Here is a 23506-nt window from a genome sequence, read left to right as displayed (position 1 = left end):
GGCGGGGACGTGCGGGCGGGGACGTGCGGGCGGGGACGTGCGGGTCAGCCGCCGAAGCCGGAGTCGGCGGGGAGGGAGATGTCCGGCTTCTCCAGCTCCTCGACGTTGACGTCCTTGAACGTCATCACTCGAACGTTCTTCACGAACCGGGCGGGACGATACATGTCCCACACCCACGCGTCGTGCATCTCGACCTCGAAGTAGACCTCGCCGTCGGAGTTACGCACGTGCAGGTCGACCTGGTTCGCCAGGTAGAACCGGCGCTCCGTCTCCACCACGTAGGAGAACTGACGGACGATGTCGCGGTACTCCCGGTAGAGCTGGAGCTCCATCTCGGTCTCGTACTTCTCGAGATCTTCCGCGCTCATCGCACTCCGCCTTCCATGACCACATCTTCCCCCACCGACGCCGGAGGCCGAGGCTGCTCGCCCAACGCCACGCCGACGGTACCCCCTACGGCGGCTGAGCGCTCCATCGGCTCGTCCGGGCTTGCACCCAGCGGCCGCCGGGAGCGTGGCGGCCGACCGTCCCGCCCCGAGACGGCGGCCACGTTGACGTACGAGAACCGGTGCTGCGGGCACGGCCCACGCTCGCGCAACGCCGCGCTGTGCTCCGCGGTGACGTACCCCTTGTGCTCGGCGAAGCCGTAGCCGGGATGCACCCCGTCCAGCTCCACCATGATCCGGTCCCGGGTGACCTTGGCCAGCACGCTCGCCGCCGCCACACAGGCGGCCACCCGGTCGCCCTTCCAGACCGCCAGACCGGGCACGCCCAGACCGTCCACGCCGAACCCGTCGGTCAGCACGTACTCCGGGCGCACCGTGAGCGAGGCGAGCGCCCGACGCATGGCGGCCAGGTTGCACACGTGCAGCCCCCGGGCGTCGACCTCCTCGGCCGGGACGACCACCACCGCGTACGCCAGGGCACGCGCGACGACCTCGTCGTACACCCGCTCCCGGCTGGCCGGGGTGAGCAGCTTGGAGTCGGCCAGCCCGTCGATCTCGCCGCGTCGCCCCTCGGGCAGGATCGCGGCGGCGGCCACCAGCGGCCCGGCGCAGGCGCCTCGGCCGGCCTCGTCGGCACCGGCGACGTGCCGGAAGCCCCGTCGTTGCAGGGCGCGTTCCAGCGCGTAGAGACCGGCGTCTCGGCGCACCACGGTGCGGGGCGGGGTCAGCATGCCGCACCCGAGGCCCCGGCCGGGCCGTCGGCGAGCACCCGGGCCAGCACCTGCGGCAGGTCCTGCGGGTAGTACCGCTCGTCGGTGCCGGCCAACTCCGCCGTCGACCACCACCGGTGGCCGTCCACGCTGCCCCGCTCGATGTCGTTGAAGCCTGCCGTGTCGACCTCGTGCGCCGTCACCCGGACGAGGAAGAACTGCTGCTCCTGCCGATACCACACCCCGTCGAAGGGGAACTCGATCAGGTCGGCGTGCACCGGCTCGCCGATCTCGGCCACGGACAGCCGCAACCCGGTCTCCTCGGCCAACTCACGGGCGGCGCCCTCGGCGTACGTCTCCCCGGGGTCGAGGCCACCACCGGCGGTGAACCACCAGCGGCCGTGCTCCGGTCGGGCCGGGTCGACACCACGGAAGAGCAGCAACCTGCCCGCCGCGTCGACCAGGAGCACGCGGGCCGCGCGCCTCGGGGTGTAGACCGTCACGGCAATAGCCTGCCAGACCCCGCCGACAACTCCCACGCCACCCGTTGCCGGGCGCCCGGGGTCAGGGTTGCGGGATCGACTCGAACTGCTCGGGCACGGTCAGCAGGGTGGCCCGATCGACCGGCCAGAAGATCGTGAAGGCCCGACCCACCACGTCCGGCTCGGGGATGGTGGCCGTGTCGATGTTCTGCCCGGACTGCTGGTAGTGCTCCAGCGAGTCGCCGGAGGCCGACCGGTGGTCGCCCATCACCCAGAGCCGTCCCGGCGGCACCTGCACGTCGAACTCCTGGTCCGCCGGCTTGTCGCGCCGTCCGTCGAAGGAGAAGATGTACGGCTCGTCCAGCGGCGTACCGTTGATCACCAGCCGGTCCTGGTCGTCGCAGCAGACGATCCGGTCGCCGCCGACGCCGATCACGCGCTTGATGAAGTCCTCCCCCGCCGGGTTGCCACTCCACTCCACCGGCGCCTTGAAGACGATGACCTCGCCCCGGTGCGGTGACCGGAAGTTGTACACCAGCTTGTTGACCAGCACCCGATCGTCGATCTTGAGAGTGTTCTCCATCGACGGCGAGGGGATGAAGAAGGTCTGCAGTACGAAGGCTCGCACCAGTACCGCGACCACGATCGCCACCCCCAGAAGGATGGGCAGTTCCTTCCAGAACGAGTGGCGCGACTTGTCGGTCTGCTCGTCAATCACGGAAGGAGCCTACGTTGCCGGGTCGAGGACCACCGTCCGGAACGCGCGAGAACGGTCAGCGTGGCCGCGATCGGGAGGATCAGGACGACGTCCCCCACCGGCGTGGGTCGGACCGGCGGCGCGGCACCGTCGGCACCGTCGGCTGGGGCGACGCTGGCGAACGTCTCCGGGATCGGCAGCGAGTGCCAGCGGTCCGACGGCCAGACCACCGCGAACGCCCGGCCCACCACGTTGTCGATCGGCACCGGGCCCTGGCAGCGGGCGTCCTGCGAGACCAGGCGATGGTCACCCAGCACGAAGATCTGCCCGGGCGGTACGACGATCTCCTCGAACCGGCGGGAACGGCACTCCTCCGGATTCGGCGGCAGGTCCAGCGGAGAGTCCCGCAGCACGTAGGCCGACTCGTCCAGCGGGGTGCCGTTGACCAGCACCCGACCCTGGTCGTCGCAGCAGCTCACCCGGTCGCCGGGCAGCCCGATGACGCGCTTGATGAAGTCCTTCTCGCCGGGCCGGCCGACGCCGACCAGGTCACCGATGGTGCGGCCGAGCTTGTCGGCGAAGCCGGTGGGCGGCTGCGTGTCGACCTGTGGCACCCACTCCTCGGTGCCGCGGAAGACGACCACCTCGCCGCGTTCCGGGTCGCGCATGGTGTAGACGACCTTGTTGACCAGCACCCGGTCATTGACCAGCAGCGTGTCCTCCATCGACCCGGAGGGGATGAAGAACGCCTGGAGCAGGAAGGTGCGGATCAGCACCGCGAGGCAGAACGCGACGACGAGCAGCAGCGGCAGCTCCTGCCAGAGCGGCATCTGCGGTTTGGTGCGACGGGTGCGTCGCCGCCACGGATCGACCGCGCCGCTGTCGTCAAGCGCCTGCACCACGCCCACTCCCCGGTCCGCAGAAACGACTACCGCCCGGAAGTCTCGTCGAGACCTCCCGGGCGGCAGTGGGGTCCATCCGCCTGTCCGGCGGATCACCGCCCCGCTGCGCCCGTACCGACCAGGGTAGTGCGGTCTGGCCGGTACGGCATACGCGCAGCTCGGGCGGCGTGGCGGAGCGCGATGTCAGCTCGGCTGCTTCTCGCGCAGCTCCTTGATCTTGGCCTTCTTGCCCCGCAGCTCCCGCAGGTAGTAGAGCTTGGCGCGGCGGACGTCACCACGGACCACGACCTCGATCCGGTCGATCGCCGGGCTGTTGATCGGGTAGGTCCGCTCGACACCCACACCGAAGCTGAGCTTGCGGACGGTGAACGTCTCGCGCAGCCCGTCGCCCTGGCGGCGGATGACGACGCCCTGGAAGATCTGGACCCGGGACCGGTTGCCCTCGACGACGCGGGCGTGCACCTTGACGGTGTCACCGGCACGGAAGTCGGGGAGGTCGGTGCGCTTCGACTGGGCGTCAAGGGCGTCCAGGATGTTCATCGTGGTGTCCTCGTGAGGCTCACGGCGCACCGTCACTCGGCGCGCGGATGGGTGATACTGATCTCCGGATGGTGGCCGGCCGGAACCGACCCCGGTCGGGGATCCTCGCAGCCGCCCACGGCGTAGGCGTCTGCGGCAACCCCCCTACTTTGCCACATCGGCCCCGGGCACCTGAAATCCGGCCCGGTCCAGCGCCGCCACGTCCCGCTTGTCGAGGCTGTTCGGGTCGATCGCGGCGAGCATGTCCGGACGACGTCGACCGGTCCGCGCCAGCGCCTCGTCCCGACGCCAGCGGGCGATCCTGCCGTGGTCGCCGGAGCGGAGGACCGCCGGCACCTCCAGCTCCCGCCAGGTCGCCGGTTTGGTGTACATCGGCGCCTCGAGCAGCCCGTGCGCGTGCGACTCGTCGTCGAGCGAGCCGGCGTTGCCGAGCACGCCGGGCAGCAGGCGGGTCACCGCCTCCAGGATCACCAGCACCGCGACCTCGCCACCGAAGAGCACGTAGTCGCCGAGGCTGACCTCGGTGACCGGCATCCGGGTCGCGGCATGGTCGAGTACCCGCTGGTCGATGCCCTCGTACCGGCCGCAGGCGAACAGCAGGTGCGGCTCGGTGGCCAGTTCGTGCGCCAACGCCTGGGTGAACGGCACACCGGCCGGGGACGGCACCAGCAGGCGGGGCGGCGTCGACTCCGGCGGGGCCAGCGCGTCCAGCGCCGCACCCCAGGGCTCGGGTCGCATCACCATGCCGGGCCCGCCGCCGTACGGGGTGTCGTCGACGGTGCGGTGCACGTCGTGCGTCCACGTCCGCAGGTCGTGTACGGCCAGCCGCAGCGTGCCGTTGGACCGGGCCCGGCCGACCAGCGACAGGTCCAGCGGGGCGAAGTACTCCGGGAAGATCGACACGATGTCGACGCGCATCAGGGGTGCTCCCGGGTCTACAGGTCGAGCAGGCCGCCGGGCGGGTCGACCACGACACGACCACCGGCGAGATCGACCTCGGGGACGATCTCCTTGACGAACGGGATCAGCGCGGTGCGCCCCTCGGGGCGACGCAGCACCAGCAGGTCGGAGGCGGGCGCGTGGTCGATCCGGGCCACCTCGCCGAGGCGCTCGCCGTCGGGCGTGACCACGGCCAAGCCCACGAGCTGGTGGTCGAGGAACTCCTCCGGGTCCTCCGGCGGGGCGACGTCGGCGCTGTCCACCCCGACCAGGGTGCCGCGCAACGCCTCCGCGACGTCACGGTCCAGCACTCCCTCGAAGGCGACCAGCATCCGCCCCTGGTGCCAGCGGGCCGACTCCACGATCAGCTCGGCGGGCACCTCGAACGGCACTCCGGGATCGGCGGGCGCAGCGCCTCGACCGTTCGCGGCGTTCGCCCCCGGCATGGTGGTCAACACCATCCCGGGGGCGAACCGCGTCTCGGGCTCGTCCGTCCGCACCTCCACGGTGACCTCACCACGGATGCCGTGCGGCTTGCCGATCCTGCCGACGATGAGCAGCATCAGTACGAGTCGACGATGTCGACGCGCACGCCGCGCCCACCGATGGAGCCGATCACCTGGCGCAGCGCCTTGGCGGTCCGGCCGGACCGCCCGATCACGGTGCCCAGGTCCTCGGGGTGCACGCGGACTTCGAGCCGCTTACCCCGACGGGAGTCGACCATCCGGACGCGCACGTCCTCGGGGTGGTCGACGATGCCCTTGACCAGGTGCTCCAACGCCGGCCGCAGTGCCATGTCAGGCCTGCTCGCCGGACTCGGCGGCGGCCGGCTCCTCGGCCTTCGGGGCCTCGGCCTCGGCGGCCTTGGCAGCCTTCTTCGCCGGCTTGGCCGGCGCCTCGGCCAGGCCGGCGGCGGCCTTCGCCTCGGCCTCGTACGCCGCCTTGCGGTCGGCCCGCTCAGGGGCAACCTTCAGCGGCGGCGGGGCCGGCAGGCCCTTGTACTTCTGCCAGTCACCGGTCAGCTCCAGCAGCCGCTGCACCGCCTCGCTCGGCTGGGCGCCGACGGACAGCCAGTACTGGACCCGCTCCGACTTGACCTCGATCACCGAAGGGTCTTCCTTCGGCTGGTAGATCCCGACGAACTCGATCGCCCGGCCGTCGCGCTTGGTGCGCGAGTCGGCGACGACGATGCGGTACTGCGGGTTGCGGATCTTGCCCATCCGCAGGAGCCGGATCTTTACGGCCACGGTTGTTTCGCTCCTGTTGCGATATCACCGGCCCGGTATGGGCGGTGTGCATGGGTGAACGCCGACCGGCACAGTGGGGTTGGGCCGGAGACCGCTCGGGTGGACTGGCGACGCGCCCGGGTTAGAGGGCGCCGGACACGCGCCGGATACCAGCCAGCCATTCTGCCAGATCGGTCCCGGATCCCTCACACCGGACCTGCCCCCGACACCGACCACCACTCGAACGTGATCCGGATCACACCCGGACGGCGGTCAGCGGGCCGGCGGACGGTCCCAGCCGGACGGCAACTCCGGCGGGACGGTCCACTCCGCTGGCGGGACGAAGTCGCACCAGGTGCCGTCGAACGGGAATCCGCCCGCCTCGGCGGTCCGGATGGCCCGCTTGCCCTCGGCCCGGACCGCCGCCTCGTCCGACACCCAGTAGTGCTCCGGGAAGGCGAGCCGCTCGGTGAACTCGTCCTCGTCCTTCCACTCCCAGCTCAGGTCGGGGCGCACCACCACGTCGAGGTCCTGGTCCACGATGTCGACGCCGGCCAGGTCGCCGTCGTCCCAGCGGATCCCGGGCTCCTCCAGGTTCACGTACCAGTGGGCGAAGCACCCCTGCGCGTCCTGGAACCACCAGACCGAGTGGGCGGCGCCCGTCGGCAGGAACTTCAGCAGCGGTGGTCCCATCCACCGGCCGGCCGACAGCCGGTACGTCGACACGATCCACTCGGCGAACGGGACGCCCCGCATGCCCACGCCGGCCTCGGTGACCTCGCCGGCCACCGCCGTGTCCCGCGCCAGCCAGAGGAGCAGCCCGCGCTCGTCGTCACTGACCACGCGCATCGGGCGCACCCACCCGATCCGGCCCCGCCGGACGTTGCGGTGCACGATCAGGCGGCCCGGCTGGAATCTCACCGTCGTGACCGGTGCCTCAGTACGCGCGGGCCAGGATGGCGACCAGGTCGGGCTCGTCCTCGGTGTCCGGCACCGAGCCGTCGGCGCGGACCAGGCAGCGGACGGTCACGCCCTGCGCGTTGGCCTTCGCCTCGCCCGCCACGCCGACCGCCGACCACGGCACCCGGGCCCAGCCGGTGCCCGCCGCCTCCAGCGCCTCGTCCAGGGTCGCCACCTCGACCGTGCGTGACTGGCGGAAGGCCAGCGCCTGGTCGTGCAGGGACTGCTGGTCGGCCTCCAGGGCGGCGAGTACCGCACCGACCACGTCGGCGACGGGCGTCGGCGCCTTCGAACCGTCGGTACGCCGCACCACGACCGCGTTCCCGGCGGCCAGGTCGCGCGGGCCGACCTCGACGCGTACCGGGTAGCCGCGCAGCTCGGCGTCGACGGCCCGGCGGCCGAACGGGGTGTCGGTGCGGTCGTCGAGCGTGACCCGGACACCGGCGTCGCGCAGCGCGTCGCGGAGCTTGGTCGCCGCCGCGCCGACGCCGTCACCGTCCTTGACCACCATCACGTACGCCTGCACCGGCGCCAGCTTCGGCGGCACCCGCAGTCCGTTGTCGTCGCCGTGGCACATGATCAGGCCGCCGAGCATCCGGGTGGAGGTGCCCCAGGAGGTGGTCCAGGCGTGTTCCCGGCCGCCCTCGGCGGAGGAGTAGCTGATGTCGAACGCCTTGGCGAAGTTCTGCCCGAGTTCGTGGCTGGTGCCGAGCTGGAGCGCCTTGCCGTCGCCCATCATGCCTTCGCAGGTGTACGTGGCGGTGGCCCCGGCGAAGCGCTCGCGGGCCGTCTTGAGCCCGACCACCACCGGGATGCCGAGGACGTTCACCATCAGGTCCTCGTACGCCTCGTGCAGGATCTGGCGGGCGTACGCGCGGGCGTCGGCGCGGGTGGCGTGTGCGGTGTGTCCCTCCTGCCAGAGGAACTCGCTGGTGCGCAGGAAGACCCGGGGCCGCAACTCCCACCGGACCACGTTGGCCCACTGGTTGAGCAGCAGCGGCAGGTCCCGGTACGAGTCGATCCACTTGGCCATGAACTCGCCGATCACCGTCTCGCTGGTGGGGCGCACCACGACCGGCTCGGCCAACTGCTTGCCGCCACCGTGGGTGACCACCGCCAGCTCCGGCGAGAAACCCTCGACGTGCTCGGCCTCACGCTTGAGGTAGCTCTCCGGGATGAACAGCGGGAAGTACGCGTTCTCCGCCCCGGCCGCCTTGATCCGGTCGTCCATCTCGGCCTGCATCCGCTCCCAGATGGCATAGCCGGCCGGTCGGATCACCATGGTCCCTCGCACCGGCCCGTTGTCGGCCAGCTTCGCCTTTGCGATGAGGTCCTGGTACCAGCGGGGAAAGTCCTCCGCCCGGGGAGTCAGCACACGCGCCATGACCGCACATCCTATGCGCCCCTCTCGTCCCCTCCCCCGCTCCCACCCCACCATCCCGAGTTGATCAAGAGGTTCGGGTCGCCGTCGGGCGCGGATCCCGACCCGAACTCCTTGATCGACCGCGTCGGGGAAGGGCGGTGACCGTCGGGGAGGGGGTCAGCGGAGGATGTGGCCGCGCAGGATCAGGCGGGTCGAGGTGCGGAGGGCGTTCAGGTCTCGGCGGGGGTCTTCCGGATAGACGGAGAGGTCGGCCAGACCGCCCTCGACCAGGCCGGGGAAGCCCAGCCAGGCGCGGGCGCCCCAGGAGGCGGCGGCGAGCACGTCCGTGCGGGACATGCCGGCCTGCTCGTGCAGCAGCAGCATCTCCTCGACGGCGAGGCCGTGGTCGATGCCGCCGCCCGCGTCGGTGCCCACGTAGATCGGCACTCCGGCCTCGTACGCGGCGCGCACCACCTGCGGGAAGCGGTCACGCAGGGCGATCATGTGGTCGGCGTACCCGGGGAACTTGGGTCGGGCCTGGTCGGCGATGCCGCCGAAGGTCCGAATGTTGATCATGGTGGGGATCAGCGCGGTGCCCTGCCGGGCCATCAGGTCGATCAGGTCGAGGCTCAGCCCGGTGCCGTGCTCCACCGAGTCCACCCCGGCCCGCACCATGATCTCCACGGCGGACTCGCTGAAGGTGTGCACGGCGGCGCGTACCCCGGCGGCGTGCGCGGCGGCCACCGCAGCGGTCATCGTCGCCGCGTCCCAGGCCGGGGCCAGGTCGCCGACGCCCCGGTCGATCCAGTCGCCGACCAGCTTGACCCAGCCGTTGCCGGCGGCGGCCTGCGTCGCCACGGCGGCGGCCACCTCGGCCGCGTCGACCTCCATCCCGATGTCCCGCAGGTACCGCTTGGGCGGCGCGACGTGCCGACCGGCGCGGGCCAGTCGCGGCAGGTCGGGCTCGTCCTCCAGCTCCGGGTACGGGAAGGGCGAACCGGCGTCGCGGATCGCGAGGACACCGGCGTCCCGGTCGGTACGGGCCAACGCGCGGGCGTGGTCGAGCGAGGCGATCGGCGTACCGCCCCGGGCGATGCCGATGTGGCAGTGCGCGTCGACCAGCCCGGGCAGTACGAAACCGCCGTCGACCACCGTCTCGGCGTCGGGCACCGGATCGAAGGTGACCCGGTCGCCGACCAGCCACAGGTCGCGTACCTCGTCGTCGGGCAGGAGCACACCACGCACGTGCAGAGCCATGTGACAGTCCTACCCGATCACCGCGTGCTCGCGGCCGTCAGGGCAGGTGGGAAGCGTGGGGAATTGTTTCTCCCGAACGATGATCGGCACGGAAGAGGCTTTCTTGCGGTCACGTCCATCGGTAATCTTTGCCTCGCCGCATACGGGTGGGCCGTTCTTCGACGGTAGGAGTCGCGAAATGATCGAGGCCATCGTTTCCGCCGCACTACTCAAGATCGCAGAAGGGTCCGGAGCAGCGATCGTCGACGCCATTCGACAACGATTCCTTCGCCGGAACGAGCCGGACGAGGTCATCGGGGCCCTGGAGCGGACCGCGCACCGGGTTCCGTCCGACGAGGACACCGCGCGACTGGTCGAGGTGCTCTCGGCGTACGCGGCCGAGGATCCCCGACTCCTGGAGGCACTCCGGCAGGTGTCGGTGTCGACCGGCGCGGTCAACTCGGTCACCTCCAGCACGGTGGGCAAGCTGATCCAGGCCCAGCACGTCGGCGACGTCACCATGTGATCAGCGGGCCCGAGCCGGAAGCCTCCGATCGACGCCAGGAATCCGTTGCCGGAAAGGGCGCAGGTATGGTCCCCGCTGACGAGAACACGCCGCGCAACGTCGCCAAGGAACTCACCGCCAACCAGGTACTCCAGGTGGGGACGTCCGGGGCGATCTACGTCCAACAATCGCGGTCGACGGTGTGGTCGGCGGAAATTCCACGCATGCTTCCGGGTGGAATCGGAAGAATCGTCGGCCGGCATCATCTCCTCCAGGCGATGGACGAGGCCATGAGCGAACCCGGGTCCCGGTCCTGCATGCTCTGGGGGCTGGCCGGCTCGGGAAAGACCACCCTCGCCCTGGCCTGGGCGAGCTCGCGCATCGACAACTATCCCGACGGTCAGTTCTTCGTCGACATGCGGGCGTACTCCGGCACGCCACGGGTCGAGGCCCGGGACGCGGTCCGCACGTTCCTGGCCACGCTCGGGATCACCCGGGGCGACCTGCCGGACAACGAGGACGAGTGGGGCAGCGTGTTCCGGTCCGCCACCGCCGGCCGGCGGTGCCTCGTCATCGTCGACAACGTGGGCTCCTACGACCAGGTGCGCGACCTGGTGCCCGGGTACGGGTCGGGGCTGGTGGTCACCAGCCGCCGCGCCATCCCGGAGATGAGCGTCCGGCACGAGGCCAAGGTGCTCAAGCTTCCGCTGCTGACCACGGACGAGGGGGTCGAGCTCCTCGCCGAACGAGTCGGGTTCGTCCGGGTCGAGCGGGGCGACCGCAGCGCCCGACGCATCGTCGAACTCCTGGAGGGACACCCGTTGGCGCTCGCCATCGTCTCGGCCAAGCTCGCCATCCACAGCAGTTGGACGGTACGCGACGCGATGCTGGGCATCGAGTCGGACCGCAACCCGCTGCGCTTCCTCGACGGGGCCGGGCTGGGCATCGAGGTGGGACGGGTGATCTCCTGGTCGGTCGAGGACCTGGACGCGCCGGCCAAGCGCGCCCTCTACGTCGCGTCGATGCTGCCGAGCACCGACTGCTCGTTGTCGGTGCTCTCGTTGATCCTCGACCTGCCCCGGCGCGACTGCGACCGTCTGCTCCAGTCCCTCTGCCTGGCCTCCCTGGTCGACGAGATCGGGGTGGGGCGGTACCGCATGCACGACATCATCAAGGCGTACCTGACCGAGACGCGCGCCCTGGTGATGAACGACGAGGAGCAGCAGGCGTACGCGCACCGGGTCCGCGTCGTCCACCTGGCGCTCAGCCACGCCGCCGACCGGGCCATCGACCCCAACCGGCACCCGTCGCCGCTGGACCGGGAGACGGCCGACCTGGCCGACGCCGCCCCCTTCGACGTAGCCGAGGCCCTGGCCTGGTTCGAGTCGCTGACGCCGTCGCTGACCTTCCTCATCGAGGAGGCGATGGCCGCCGGGGACTTCACGTTCGTCACCCGTTTCGCCCGCTCGGTGAACACGTTCCTGTACTGGCGGCAGGACGTGACCAGGACACTGGCCGTCCAGGAGGCGGCGGTCGCCGCGTCGGTCGCCGGGGACCCGGCGATGGAGGCGTTGTCCCGGCGGGCTCTCGGCCGGGCCCTCGCCGACGTCGGGCGGCTGGACGCCGCGAAGGCGGAGTTGCGGGCCTCGATGGCGCTGGACGCCGCGCAGCACGACGACAGCGGGGTGGCCTCCGCCCAACACGCCATGGCCGAACTCGCGCTGCGCTCCGGCGAGTACGTCGAGGCGTTGCGGTGGGGCCTGCGTGCGGCCCGGGAGTCGCGCCGGACGGGCAAGCCGGTACGCGAGGCGCGCGGTCTGTACGACGCCGCCCGCGCGCTCACCGAGACGGGCCACCACTGGTGGGCACACGCCCTCGGGGTGCGCAGCCTGTCGATCTGCGAGGACGCGCAGAACGCCTACGGCCGGGCCCTGGCGCTGCGTCTGCTCGGCGACGTCAGTCTGCGCTCCGGCGACCTGGAGCAGGCGTGCACCTGGTGGGAGCGGGCGTGGCGGGTGGAGGACTCGCTCGGCAACGCACGGTCGGTGCGGACGATCCTCGGACAGTTGGAGAACGCCTACACCGAGCTGGGTGACGAGGGCGCCGGCGACGAGGTCCGCCGTGCCCTGGCACGTCTGGAACGCCATCCCGACCTGATCCGGTCGACGCTCACGGTCGGGACGACCGCGCCGTGAGCGCCAGGTACTCGCCGATCGTGTCGGCCGACGAGCTGGCGAGCCCGCAGGCGTACCGCCAGTTGCGCCGGCCGGAGGCCGCCGAGGAATTCCGCCGCGACGTCGAGGCGCTCGTCGGGCAGGCGTGTCGGAGCGAGGAGGACGGCGTACGGCTCGCCGCGGCGTTCGTCGCCCTGAGTCGCGACCTGCGCGGTGAGGGCGCGCTCAGCTTCGCCGGTCTGCTGCCCACGTCCCGCTTCGAGGCGGCCCGCACCGCGTACGACGCGGAGATGAGCGCCAAGGGCAGCCGGGGCACCCTGCACAACTACCTGAACGCGAGTCACTCGCCGCTGCTGCTCGACGATCCGCACTTCCGGGAGACGTTCGCCCACCCGCTGCTGGTCGCGCTCGTCGCCCACGCCCTCGGCGGGCCGGTGAAGATCGTGGACCTGCGGGCCAAGGACACCCAGCCGGTCGACGTGGTCGCCCGGGACAACACCCTGCACATCGACAACAACCCGTTCATGGACGAGTTCAAGGTGATCGTGACCTGGACGCTGGGCACGGAACGTGGCCCCGCCGGGCAGGGACTCACCTACCTGCCCCGGACGAACCGGCTCTTCCGGCAGTGCTTCGTCGACGCGGACGGCGACGCGTCCAGTGACGAGGACGGTTGCATCTTCCCGACCCAGACCCGGGTCGACGAGGCGCTGGCCGCCCAGGCACGCTTCTTCGACGACCGGCAGCCACGCATCGTCCACCTCGAAGACCTGACCGCCCCCTGTCACACGATCTTCGCCGCGAGTCGGGTGGTCCATCACCGTTACCGGACCTCGACCGGCGCGCCGCGCAGCGCGATCATGGCGTCCTTCCACCGGGTCGACGACGGCACCGACCAGCTCGGCGTACCGGACCTGACCGGCTCGGACCTCGACCGGTTCCTGCTGGCGGGAGCCGCCGGGCCGAGCTTCCTGGACCTGCTTCGGGGCGAGGTCACCCGCATCGTCGACGCGCTACGGCAGTCGCTCGCCCGCCCCGGCCTGGTGGTCGACACCGACCGTCATCTCCTGGCCGGTGAGGCACTGCGTACCTGGTACGACCGCCAGAGCGCGGGAGTCACGCTGAACCGGCTCCGCGAGGCCGACCTGGCCGGCGACGCCGCCGAACCCGCCGCCGAGCGCCTGGTCCGGCGGATGCGGTACGACCTCCAGGGTCCCCTGAACATGCCGTTGTACGCGGACATGAGCGAGGAGGTCCGCAAGCGCGCCCGGATCGTCATCCGGGAGATGGCACCGGAGCAGATCCTCGACTGTCTGACCCGGTTACGGGGCGACTGGATGCGGCAGGGTTCACCCGTACCCGACCCGGGATCGCACGACGAGGCGGTGGCGGAGTTGTGCCGCTGTCTCGGCGTCCTCGAAACGGCGATACCGCGTGCCGCTCCGTCCGGGCGCGTCCATCCGGCCTGGGGGCCGACCGACGGGCGCCGGGTGACCGACTCGCTGCACCGCTTCGTGCTGGACCTCGAACGCACCGCGCGGCGGGTCGACGACCCGGACTCGCTGGTCACCGCCAGCGGATTCGGTGCGCTCAGCGCCGCGCTCGCCGCTGACCTGCTCGTGCTCGACGACGACACGCGTCAGGTAACGGCACGGCTGTTCGCGCGGTACGCCGCGCTGGTGGCACCGGAGTTCCTGAATCAGCGCGCCGAGGCCGGACCGGCCGGCCGGGACGCCGATGCGACCAGACCGACAGCTCGGCGCGCCGACGCGACCGGACCGACCGGTCGGGACGCCGATGCGGCCTGACCGGCGGCGACTCGACGGCTACCTGCGGCACGTCAACGAGGAGATGCAGACCGCCAAACTGGCCTCCGAGGTGTGGCTGCGCAGCGCCCCGGGTCATGTCGTCGCCGAGAACGACCGCTTCGTACGGTCGCTCGTCCGCGGTGCTCTGGCGCGCGGTGACCCGGGTCCGGATCATCTCGGCCCGCTCCTGGACGACCCGGCGGCGCTGCGGGAGCACTACTGGCAGCGGGTCACCCGGGCCAAGCCGATGGCGGTGCACTTCGGGGCGGCGGACCACGACGCGTTGGACGACTACTTCACCGTCTCCACCGAGCGCAGCACCTCCGCTGCCACGGCCCGGGCCCGCGACACGATCGCGGCCGACTCCCCCGCCGGTCACCTGCTCCGGAGCATCGACCGTCTGACCGCATCGGGCACGTCACCGGCCGAGTCGTGCCGGCAGGTGCTGCACCTGCTCTCGACGCACTGGCGGGATCTCGTCACGCAGTGCCGGGGCCCCGAGGGCGGGCACCCCGAGGTCGGCGCCGTCCTGGCGGCGTTCCACGAGGCGCTCGCCTCCGGCCGCCTCGGACGGCGTCCGCCGCAGCCCGTCCCCGGCACTCCGCCACCTGCCGAGCCGACCGACACCCACCACCCCGACGCCCGCGACACCGACGCCTGCCTCACCGACGCCGACGCCCGCCTCACCGAGGCCGAGGTCCGGGATCTGGCCCGCCTCTGCATGCTGGGTCGGCTCTGCTTCTCCGACGAGGAACTGCGCCTGGCACAGCGGCTGGCCCGCCGGCCCCGCCTCCAATACGCGCTGCTCGCCACGCACCTGCGTCTCGTCGCCGAATCGTCGGCGACAGCGGCCCGGCTGGCCGCCGACTGGGGGACGACGCGTGTCCTGCTGCCCTTCACCGAGGCGTACGTCAACCGGACCGGCTACCGGTCCCCGGTGATCGACCTGTCGCCCAACCCGAAGCTGGTCACCGTGCTGTGCCACAACGTCCTGCCCGCCGTGGCGGGCGAACTCCTGCGCCGACCGGCCGACGAGGACGCCCTGGACGCCGGTGTGCTGACCAGCGGCGTCGAGGCGGCGATCCGGCGCGGCGTGTTCAGCACCACGGCGGGCCTGTTCCACGGGACCGCTCCCCCGGACACCGTGGCGCTGTCCGGGTTCAGCAGGCGCGTCTGCCCTGCCGCCACGCCGTTCGCACGGCACTGTCTGCGGTGGCTGCCGTTCTACTTCGACCGGTGGCCGGGCACCTCGCCCCCGCCGGACCGCACTAGGGCTTGTCCCGCTTACCCAGCTTGTTGAAGTCGATCTTCGGCAGCTTGAAGCCCGGCGGCAGACCCTGGCCGGCGGCCAGGTCGTCCGGGTTCATCCCCGGCGGGAGCTGCGGCATGCCGCCCGGGAAGCCACCGGGCATCCCGGCACCGGTGCGCGGCCGGTTGCCACCCTTGGTGCCCTTGCGCTTGTTCTTCGGGCTCTTGGTCGCCTTGCGTCGGCCGCCGCCGGGCAAGCCCATCATGCCGCCCATCTGCTTCATCATCTTCTGCGCGTCGGTGAAGCGGTTGAGCAGCTGGTTGACGTCCATCACGGTGACACCGGAACCGTTGGCGATCCGGGCCCGCCGGGAGCCGTTGATGATCTTCGGGTTGGTGCGCTCCGCCGGGGTCATCGACCGGATGATGGCGGTGATCCGGTCGAAGTGCTTGTCGTCCAGCTCGGCGAGCTGGTCCTTGACCTGCCCCATGCCCGGCATCATGGCCAGCACGTTGGCGATCGGGCCCATCCGGCGTACCGCGATGAGCTGGTCGAGGAAGTCCTCCAGGGTGAACTGCTCGCCGCCCATCAGCTTGGCGGTCATCTTCTCCTTCTGATCGGTGTCGAAGGCCGCCTCGGCCTGCTCGATCAGAGTGAGAACGTCGCCCATGCCGAGGATCCGGCTGGCCATCCGGTCGGGGTGGAAGACGTCGAAGTCCTCCAGCTTCTCGCCCGTGGAGGCGAAGAGGATCGGCTGCCCGGTCACCTCGCGGACCGACAGCGCGGCACCGCCGCGCGCGTCGCCGTCGAGCTTGGACAGCACCACGCCGGTGATGCCGACGCCGTCGCGGAACGCCTCGGCGGTCCGCACCGCGTCCTGACCGACCATCGCGTCGATGACGAAGATGACCTCGTCCGGCTCGACCGCGTCCCGGATGTCCGCGGCCTGCTGCATCATCTCCGCGTCGATACCGAGCCGACCGGCGGTGTCGACGATGACCACGTCCCGGGCCGACCGCCGGGCGTGCTCGATGGATGCCTTCGCCACCTGCACCGGGTCACCGACGCCGTTGCCGGGCTCCGGGGCGTACACCTCGACACCGGCCCGGCCACCGAGCACCTGGAGCTGCCCGACGGCGTTGGGGCGCTGGAGGTCGGCGGCGACCAGCAGCGGCTGGTGCCCCTGGGTCCGCAGCCAGCGGGCCAGCTTGCCGGCGAGGGTGGTCTTGCCGGAACCCTGGAGGCCGGCGAGCATGATCACCGTCGGCGGCTGCTTGGCGAACTGGAGCCGACGCCCCTCGCCGCCGAGGACCGCGACCAGTTCCTCGTTGACGATCTTGATGATCTGCTGCGCCGGGTTGAGCGCCTGGGAGACCTCCGCCCCCCGGGCCCGCTCCTTGATGTTCGCGATGAAGCCCTTGACCACCGGCAGGGCGACGTCGGCCTCCAGCATCGCGAGACGGATCTCGCGCGCGGTCGCGTCGATGTCGGCGTCGGTGAGGCGTCCCTTGCCGCGGAGCTTGGTGAAGATCCCGGAGAGGCGGTCACTCAAGGTGTCAAACACACGAACATCCCGTTTGTCAGTGGTTCCGGCGAGCACGAGTGGGGCCGAATGAGCGCTCCGACCACCGTTAGCGTATCCGGCCGCCGGAACCCCCGCTCCACGCCGCCTTGGATGTTAGGAGGGGACCCCTCCTATACACGAGGCGTTAGTAGGGGGCCCTTCCTTACACCGCCGCGAGCACGGCGCTTCCAAGGCGGTCGCGCTCGGCGTCGGAGGGCCACGAGCCGACGAGATAGAAGACGTCCACCACGTCCCCGCCTAGGGTGGCGATCCGGGCCGCCCGGACCTGCGCACCGGCCGCGTCCAGCGCGGAGGTCACCCGATAGAGCAGGCCCGCCGCGTCGGCGGCACGCAACTCCAGCAGCACGGCGTCGGTGGCCGCGTCCCGGTGCCAGACCACCCGGGGCTCGGCCCCGGTGCCCCGTCCGGCCCGTCCGCGCAGGCGCTGCGTCACCGACACGTCGCCGCCGACCGCCCGGCGCAGGTCCGCGGTGAGCGCGACCGGATCCGGCGCCAACCCGTACCGGGGCTGCACCCGGCACTCCACCAGGGCTCGGCCGTCCACCGTTGACGCGTCGGCGGCGAGCACCTCCAGCCGGTGCAGCGCCAGGCAACCGGCCACCGTCGCGAGCAGGCCCCGCCGGTCCGCCGCGGCCACCGCCACCTGGTCCCCGGTCAGGTGTACGACCGGCAGCGGCCCCGCCACCAGCGCCGGATCGGGTGCAGGTGGCGGCGGCACGGTGCCGGTGTGGAGCGTGGTGCGTACCCGGGCCACCAACTCGGCGACCAGTCGCCCCTTCCAGTCCGACCAGGCACCCGGTCCGGTGGCGGCGGCGTCCGCGCGGACCAGCGCGTACAGCAGGTCGAGGGTGGTCACGTCGCCGACCGCCTCGGCCACCCGGGAGATGGTCACCGGGTCGGCGAGGTCCCGCCGGGTGGCCACCTCGGGCAGCACCAGGTGCAGCCGGACCAGCGTGCCGATCAGTGCCGCCTCCGGCTCGGGCAGGCCGATCCGGGTGGCCATCGCCTCGGCGATCGGCGCGCCCACGGTCGAGTGATCTGCGAAGGTGCCGGCGGGCTCGTGCCTGCCGGGCCGCCCGGCGGCACCTTCGCCCGGCAGGCCCTTGCCGATGTCGTGCAGGAACGCGCCGAGCAGCAGCAGGTCCGGCCGGTCCACGTCCCGGGTGTGCCGGCTGGCCTCGTACGCGGTCTGCACCAGGTGCCGGTCCAGGGTGAAGCGGTGCACCGGGTTGTGCTGGGGCAGGCTGCGCAGCCGGGTCCACTCCGGCAGCCAGCCGTCGATCAGGCCGTACCGGTCGCAGGTCTCCCAGGCCGGCAGCAGGCCCGCGCCCGCACCCAGCAGCGTGGTCAGCGCGGCCCGCGCCTCGACCGGCCAGGGCGTCGGCAACGGCGGGCAGTACGCGGCCAGCCACTCGCAGGTGGCCCGGGCGATCGGCAGCCCGGTGACCGCCGCCGCGGCGGCCACCCGCAGCGAGAGACTGGCGTCGGGGCGGGCGCCGATGGCGGTGCGGGCCAGCACCAGTTCCCCGTCGTGCTCGACCACGTCGCGGGCGACCGGACGGCGTACCGGGCGACCGTCGGCACCCCGACGGCGGCCGGAACGCAGCCGGTCGGCGGCGCGGAACGCGTCGTCGAGAGCGTGGCTGACGGTGCGCGCGTCGCCGGCCACCCGGCGCAGCAGGGCGTCACCGTCGCCCTCCTCGGCCTGCGCCCGCCGGTCCGGCGCGGGATCGGGCGGACCCGGGTGCGCCGCACCTCCGGGCGGAGTCGGGCGCGCCTCGCTCTCGGCCGGCCCCTGCCGGAGTCCGAGTAGCGCGGCCACCCCGGCGCGTTCCTGGGCGAGCAGCCGGTCGACCCGCCGACCGAGCTGGTGGTGCAGGGCGTCGCGGGTGTCCAGCAGACGCAGGTGCGCGGCGTGGACGGCGGGCCGTAGCGCGTCGGTGATGCCGGCGAGCGCGATGGCCTTGAGGATGCCGACGTCCCGCAGGCCGCCGGCCGCCTCCTTGAGGTCGCCTTCGAGCAGGAACGCCAGCTCGCCGTGGGCCTGCCAGCGGGTCGCCGCGCTCTGGCGCAGCGGAGCCAGTTGGCGTACGGCGGTGCGCCGCCAGTGGTCGACCGCGCTGCTGACCAGCGTGTCGGCGAGTTCCGGGTCACCGGCGACCAGGCGGGCGTCGAGCAGGCCCAGGGCCACCTTCACGTCGTCCTGGGCGACCGACAGCGCCTCGGCCACGGTGCGGACCGAGTGGTCCAGCCGCAGCCCGGCGTCCCAGATCGGATACCAGAGCGAGGCGGCCAGTTCGTCGACGCCGGGCACCCCGGCGTGCACCAGCACCAGGTCGAGGTCGCCGTGCGGGGCGCACTGCCGTCGGCCCAGTCCGCCGACCGCGAGCAGCGCGACGCCCGGCCGGTCCGGCAGCAGCCGGGCCAGCCAGGCGTCGTACGCGTCGGCCCGGGCCCGGCGCGCGGCGGCGCCGATCCCGGCCGGTACGCCGACGACCTCGTCGACCGGAGGTGTCGTTCCGCCGTCACTCTCCACGGCCGCCCTCCCGGTCAACGAGGTCATCGACGGTGTCCTACAGGGCGTCCAGGCCGCGCTCACCGGTGCGGACCCGGACGACCTCCTCGACTCCGGTCACCCAGACCTTGCCGTCACCGATCTTGCCCGTCCGGGCGGCACCGACCACCGCGTCGACGATCTTGTCGACGTCGATCTCGTCGGTCAGCACCTCGACCCGGATCTTGGGCAGGAACTCGACCGTGTACTCGGCACCCCGGTAGACCTCGGTGTGGCCCTTCTGCCGTCCGTAGCCCTGGACCTCGCTCACGGTCAACCCGGCCACGCCCAGCGTGTGCAGGGCTTCCTTGACGGCGTCCAACTGGTGCGGCTTGATGACCGCGGTCACCAGCTTCATGTCCAACCCCTCCATTCCGAGAACGTTAGCCGGCGACCTTTTCGCTTACCGCTTCGGTGGGCTCACTCTTCGGCTTCGCCGAGGGGGTGAGGCCCGCGGCGGCGAACGCTCCGCCACCGCCACCGCCGGTGGAGCTGAACTCGTACGCGCTCTCCGCGTGCTCGGCGTTGTCGATACCCTCGACCTCGGCCTCGGGGCTGAGCCGGAAGCCGATGGTCTTCTCGATCGCGAAGCCGATGATGTAGGCGACCACGAACGAGTACGCCAGCACCGCGACCACACCGATCGTCTGCAGGCCGAGCAGCTTGATGCCGCCGCCGTAGAGCAGACCGGCGTTGCCCTCGCCGGCCAGCACCTCGATGGCCAGGAAGCCGATGAGCAGCGAGCCGATGATGCCGCCGACCATGTGCACGGCCACCACGTCGAGCGAGTCGTCGTACTTGAGCTTGTACTTCAGGCCCACGGCGAGCGCGCAGACCGCACCGGCGATGAGGCCGAGGGCGATCGCGCCCAGCGGCTCCAGGAACGCACAGGCCGGGGTGATGCCGACCAGGCCGGCGATCGCACCGGAGGCCGCGCCGAGCGTGGTCGGCTTGCCGTCGCGGAGCCACTCCACCACGATCCAGCCGAGCACCGCCGCAGCGGTGGCGACCTGCGTGTTGATCAGCGAGACGGCGGCGGCGCCGTCGGCGGCACCCGCCGAGCCGGCGTTGAAGCCGAACCAGCCGAACCAGAGCAGCGCCGCACCGAGCAGCACCATCGGCAGGTTGTGCGGCTTGAACTTGTCCTTGGGCCAGCCGACCCGTCGGCCGAGCACCAGCGCCAGGGCCAGGGCCGCAGCACCGGCGTTGATGTGCACCGCGGTGCCACCGGCGAAGTCGAGCACGCCCAGCTCGCCGATCCAGCCGCCGCCCCACACCCAGTGCGCGACCGGGAAGTAGACCAGGGTGGCCCACAGGCCGGCGAAGAGCAGCCACGGGCCGAACTTGGCCCGGTCGGCGATCGCGCCGCTGATCAGCGCGACGGTGATCACCGCGAACATCAACTGGAAACCGGCGAACAGAAGGTCGGGAATACCGCCCTCGGTGCCGCTCTCCAACATGCCGCGAAGGCCGACGAAGGAGAGATCTCCAGTGATCCCGCCAATGTCCTCGCCGAATGCGATGCTGTAGCCGTAGAACACCCACAACAGGCTGACCAGGCCGATCGCCCCGAAGCTCATCATCATCATGTTGAGCACGGACTTGGATCGCGTCATGCCGCCGTAGAACAGCGCCAGGCCGGGCGTCATGAGCAACACCAGGGCGGCAGAAGTCAAAATCCAGGCGGTGGCACCAGAATCTAGCTCCGGCACGCTGCCTCCTCTCGGGTTGTATTCCCTCCCTCCCGGCATCGCGCAGCATCGCCCGTACGCCGGTTGCGCGGAAGCCTGATTGTCGGCTGTTTCACCCAGGGTCCCCGAGTGGTTTCCGAACCGTGACGGCTTGTTTCGTACGTGTGAAGAACGTCGGACGCCTCGGTGACACGGCGGGGGGCGGGTCAGCCGTCCGGCGTACCCCGTTCCCCCGATGGATCAGCGCAGGGCGTACTCGAGGGCGTGCCGTTCGTAGTCGAGCAGCCGCAGGTCCCGCATCGGCCGGCGCAGGTGGCCCTTGTGCACGATCCGCACGAAGGCGGGCTCCCCGGCGGCGGCCATCCGGCGGATGCCCTCCACGTGGTCCACGATCCGCTTGCGGATGGTCCGGATCAGCCGGTGCCGGTCACGCGGGATCAACCCGTACGCGTCGGCGAACAGCCGCAGCCGACGCGGCCGGTCCGGGTGTTTCCAGCCGAGCGTGATCGAGTCCCGGTCGGAGAAGATCGGCACCCAGGTCCAGGCCGCGTACGCCACGTCGTAGATCCGCGCGCCGGGCGAGGCGAGGTCGAAGTCGATCAGCCCGAGGGTGCCGTCCGGCCGCCAGATCACGTTGTGCGGGGCGGCGTCGTGGTGGCAGATGACCTCGGTGTCCGGCGGGGGCGGGCCGAACGAGCGCCACACCGCCTGCGGCGGCGGGGCGAAGCCGTACTGCGCGTCGTGGAACATCCGCAGCATGGTGGCGACGGTGACCAGCGCCTCGTCGGTGACCCAGTGCGGGGCCAGCGGGTACTCCCCGCACTCCCCCTCCAGGTACGACAGGACCTCGCGGTTGCGCTCGTCCATGCCGAGGGCGCGGGGCGCGCCGGTGAACCCGACGTACTCCAGGTGACGCAGCAGGGCGTGCACGGCCGGTGTCCACGGCCCGGCGTTGCGCCGGACGGTGTCGCCCACCCGCACCACGGTGCTCACGTTCCCGCCGTGCAGCGGGATCTCCTGCGAAGTCACGTACGGTCTCCCGAGGCGCTGCGACGGGTGGCTCGGGTCGCGCCAGCCCGCGTACGCGCGATCGTCTCTGGTCACCCGAGGTTACGCGGTCGGACCGGAGGATTCGGCACCCAGCAACGCGTCGACGAACTGCGCCGGGTCGAACGGCGCCAGGTCGTCCGGTCCCTCGCCGAGCCCGACCAGCTTGACCGGGATGCCGAGCTTGCGCTGTACCGCGATCACGATGCCGCCCTTGGCGGTGCCGTCGAGCTTGGTCAGCACGACGCCGGTGACGTTGACCACCTCGGTGAAGACGCGGGCCTGCTCCAGGCCGTTCTGGCCGGTGGTGGCGTCGAGCACCAGCAGTGTCTCGTCGATCGGCCCGTGCTTCTCCACCACCCGCTTGACCTTGCCCAGCTCGTCCATCAGGCCGACCTTGTTCTGGAGGCGACCGGCGGTGTCCACCAGCACGGTGTCCACGCCGGTGTCGATGCCGCGCTTGACGGCGTCGAAGGCGACGCTGGCCGGGTCGGCCCCCTCCGGGCCGCGTACGGTCTCCGCACCGACCCGACCGGCCCAGGTCTCCAACTGGTCGGCGGCGGCGGCCCGGAACGTGTCGGCCGCGCCGAGCAGCACGGTGCGCCCGTCCGCGATCAGCACCCGAGCGATCTTGCCGCAGGTGGTGGTCTTGCCCGCGCCGTTGACGCCGACCACGAGCAGCACCGCCGGCACGCCGTCGGCGGGCGTGGTGTGCAGGGACCGGTCCAGCGCCGGGTCGAGCGCGTTGACCAGCTCGGTGGCGAGCAGGGTCCGCAGCTCGGCGACCGACCGGGTGCCCAGCACCCGGGTCCGCTCCCGCAGCCGGTCGACGATCTCCCGGGTGGCGTCGACGCCCACGTCGGCGGTGATCAGGCTGTCCTCGATCTCCTCCCAGACGTCCTCGTCCAGCCGGTCACGGCTGAGCAGGCCGAGCAGGCCCTTGCCGAAGACGTTCTGCGAGCGCGACAGCCGGGAGCGCAGCCGGACCAGCCGCCCGGCGGTCGGCTCGGGCACCTCGACGGTCGGCGGCGCCTCGATGACCGGCGGCTCCACCAGGACACCGGTGGACAGATCGGACTCCGGGGCCTCGACCGGCGGTCCGGCCAGGTCCTCCTCGGCCCGGGTGTCGACCTCCGTACGCGGCAGCGGCGGCTCCGGCCGTCGGCGCAGCCGCGGCACGACCAGCCCGACTCCGGCGAGGATCAGCACGCCGAGCAGGGCGAGTGCGACGAGGAGGTAATCCATCATGCCGAAATCCTGTCAGATGCTCGCGACGGCGTCTCATCCACCGCTCCCCCCGGTCGTCCACCTCAGGAGCGGTAGGCTCGCCCAGCCAGTCATGCCACGGCTGCCGGCGGGGTAATAAGAAGAGGTTCCCCCCTCACCTCGGAG

General features: G+C 71.7%; 22 protein-coding genes and 1 pseudogene. 4 read left to right on the top strand and 19 right to left on the bottom strand.

The features are described 5' to 3' along the window. Positions 1-44 precede the first annotated feature (44 nt). The 13 genes and pseudogenes from ABT008_RS04870 to ABT008_RS04810 form a co-directional block, all read right to left on the bottom strand. Positions 45-368 carry a DUF2469 domain-containing protein gene (locus ABT008_RS04870; RefSeq protein WP_007075222.1) on the bottom strand — a complete coding sequence of 108 codons (324 nt, stop codon included), beginning with the start codon at positions 366-368 and terminating at the stop codon, positions 45-47. Next, entirely contained in the window at positions 365-1177 is an 813-nt protein-coding gene (locus ABT008_RS04865) for a ribonuclease HII (RefSeq protein ID WP_350693678.1), read from the bottom strand. The genes ABT008_RS04870 and ABT008_RS04865 overlap by 4 nt, the downstream gene beginning before the upstream one ends. Next, entirely contained in the window at positions 1171-1659 is a 489-nt protein-coding gene (locus ABT008_RS04860; RefSeq protein WP_350693676.1) for an NUDIX hydrolase, read from the bottom strand. Before ABT008_RS04860 ends, ABT008_RS04865 begins: the two co-directional genes overlap by 7 nt. Before the next feature lie 61 nt (positions 1660-1720). Further along, entirely contained in the window at positions 1721-2356 is a 636-nt protein-coding gene (gene lepB, locus ABT008_RS04855; RefSeq protein WP_350693674.1) for a signal peptidase I, read from the bottom strand. A gap of 9 nt (positions 2357-2365) precedes the next feature. Further along, positions 2366-3237: pseudogene (lepB, locus tag ABT008_RS04850) on the bottom strand (signal peptidase I). Positions 3238-3420: 183 nt separating this feature from the next. Beyond that, positions 3421-3777, bottom strand: a complete 357-nt coding sequence (gene rplS / locus ABT008_RS04845) for a 50S ribosomal protein L19 (RefSeq protein WP_117226724.1) — start codon at positions 3775-3777, stop codon at positions 3421-3423. Between the two features lie 144 nt (positions 3778-3921). Continuing rightward, positions 3922-4695 carry a tRNA (guanosine(37)-N1)-methyltransferase TrmD gene (trmD, locus tag ABT008_RS04840; RefSeq protein WP_350693671.1) on the bottom strand — a complete coding sequence of 258 codons (774 nt, stop codon included), beginning with the start codon at positions 4693-4695 and terminating at the stop codon, positions 3922-3924. A 17-nt stretch (positions 4696-4712) separates the two neighbouring features. Continuing rightward, positions 4713-5276: a ribosome maturation factor RimM gene (rimM, locus tag ABT008_RS04835; RefSeq protein ID WP_350694068.1), complete on the bottom strand. Its 564-nt coding sequence runs from the start codon at positions 5274-5276 to the stop codon at positions 4713-4715. Between the two features lie 2 nt (positions 5277-5278). Further along, entirely contained in the window at positions 5279-5512 is a 234-nt protein-coding gene (locus ABT008_RS04830; RefSeq protein ID WP_117226727.1) for an RNA-binding protein, read from the bottom strand. Between the two features lies 1 nt (position 5513). Continuing rightward, positions 5514-5963, bottom strand: coding sequence for a 30S ribosomal protein S16 (gene rpsP, locus ABT008_RS04825; RefSeq protein WP_350693669.1), 450 nt, complete (start codon positions 5961-5963; stop codon positions 5514-5516). 252 nt (positions 5964-6215) lie between these two features. Further along, entirely contained in the window at positions 6216-6863 is a 648-nt protein-coding gene (locus tag ABT008_RS04820) for a ribonuclease FAU-1 family protein (protein ID WP_350693668.1), read from the bottom strand. Positions 6864-6879: 16 nt separating this feature from the next. Continuing rightward, positions 6880-8286, bottom strand: a complete 1407-nt coding sequence (proS, locus tag ABT008_RS04815) for a proline--tRNA ligase (protein WP_350693666.1) — start codon at positions 8284-8286, stop codon at positions 6880-6882. 156 nt (positions 8287-8442) lie between these two features. Continuing rightward, positions 8443-9522, bottom strand: a complete 1080-nt coding sequence (locus ABT008_RS04810) for an amidohydrolase family protein (RefSeq protein ID WP_350693665.1) — start codon at positions 9520-9522, stop codon at positions 8443-8445. Between the two features lie 178 nt (positions 9523-9700). Here ABT008_RS04810 and ABT008_RS04805 point away from each other — a divergent pair, with 178 nt between their 5' ends. The 4 genes from ABT008_RS04805 (at position 9701) to ABT008_RS04790 (ending at position 15288) form a co-directional block, all read left to right on the top strand. Further along, positions 9701-10027, top strand: coding sequence for a hypothetical protein (locus tag ABT008_RS04805; protein WP_350693663.1), 327 nt, complete (start codon positions 9701-9703; stop codon positions 10025-10027). 269 nt (positions 10028-10296) lie between these two features. Continuing rightward, positions 10297-12201, top strand: a complete 1905-nt coding sequence (locus tag ABT008_RS04800) for an NB-ARC domain-containing protein (protein ID WP_350693661.1) — start codon at positions 10297-10299, stop codon at positions 12199-12201. Further along, positions 12198-13988 (top strand): hypothetical protein, encoded by a 1791-nt coding sequence (locus ABT008_RS04795; RefSeq protein WP_350693659.1) that lies wholly within the window; start codon positions 12198-12200, stop codon positions 13986-13988. Before ABT008_RS04800 ends, ABT008_RS04795 begins: the two co-directional genes overlap by 4 nt. After that, positions 13978-15288, top strand: coding sequence for a hypothetical protein (locus ABT008_RS04790; RefSeq protein WP_350693657.1), 1311 nt, complete (start codon positions 13978-13980; stop codon positions 15286-15288). The genes ABT008_RS04795 and ABT008_RS04790 overlap by 11 nt, the downstream gene beginning before the upstream one ends. On the opposite strand, the gene ffh is transcribed toward ABT008_RS04790, so the two are convergent. From ffh to ftsY, 6 genes are all read right to left on the bottom strand, one after another. Further along, positions 15257-16801, bottom strand: coding sequence for a signal recognition particle protein (gene ffh, locus ABT008_RS04785; RefSeq protein ID WP_350693655.1), 1545 nt, complete (start codon positions 16799-16801; stop codon positions 15257-15259). The genes ABT008_RS04790 and ffh overlap by 32 nt on opposite strands. Before the next feature lie 163 nt (positions 16802-16964). Next, on the bottom strand, positions 16965-19385 hold the full coding sequence (locus tag ABT008_RS04780) for a [protein-PII] uridylyltransferase (protein WP_350693653.1): 2421 nt from the start codon (positions 19383-19385) through the stop codon (positions 16965-16967). 10 nt (positions 19386-19395) lie between these two features. Then, positions 19396-19734, bottom strand: coding sequence for a P-II family nitrogen regulator (locus ABT008_RS04775; RefSeq protein WP_176092961.1), 339 nt, complete (start codon positions 19732-19734; stop codon positions 19396-19398). Between the two features lie 25 nt (positions 19735-19759). Further along, positions 19760-21127, bottom strand: a complete 1368-nt coding sequence (locus tag ABT008_RS04770; RefSeq protein ID WP_350693652.1) for an ammonium transporter — start codon at positions 21125-21127, stop codon at positions 19760-19762. A 180-nt stretch (positions 21128-21307) separates the two neighbouring features. Then, on the bottom strand, positions 21308-22171 hold the full coding sequence (locus tag ABT008_RS04765) for an aminoglycoside phosphotransferase family protein (protein ID WP_176092960.1): 864 nt from the start codon (positions 22169-22171) through the stop codon (positions 21308-21310). Between the two features lie 6 nt (positions 22172-22177). Beyond that, positions 22178-23362: a signal recognition particle-docking protein FtsY gene (ftsY, locus tag ABT008_RS04760; protein ID WP_350693650.1), complete on the bottom strand. Its 1185-nt coding sequence runs from the start codon at positions 23360-23362 to the stop codon at positions 22178-22180. Positions 23363-23506 lie beyond the last annotated feature (144 nt).

It is taken from the genome of Micromonospora sp. NPDC002389 (genome assembly GCF_040296095.1).
Taxonomy (GTDB): domain Bacteria; phylum Actinomycetota; class Actinomycetes; order Mycobacteriales; family Micromonosporaceae; genus Micromonospora.
This window is presented reverse-complemented; position numbering and strand designations above follow the sequence as displayed.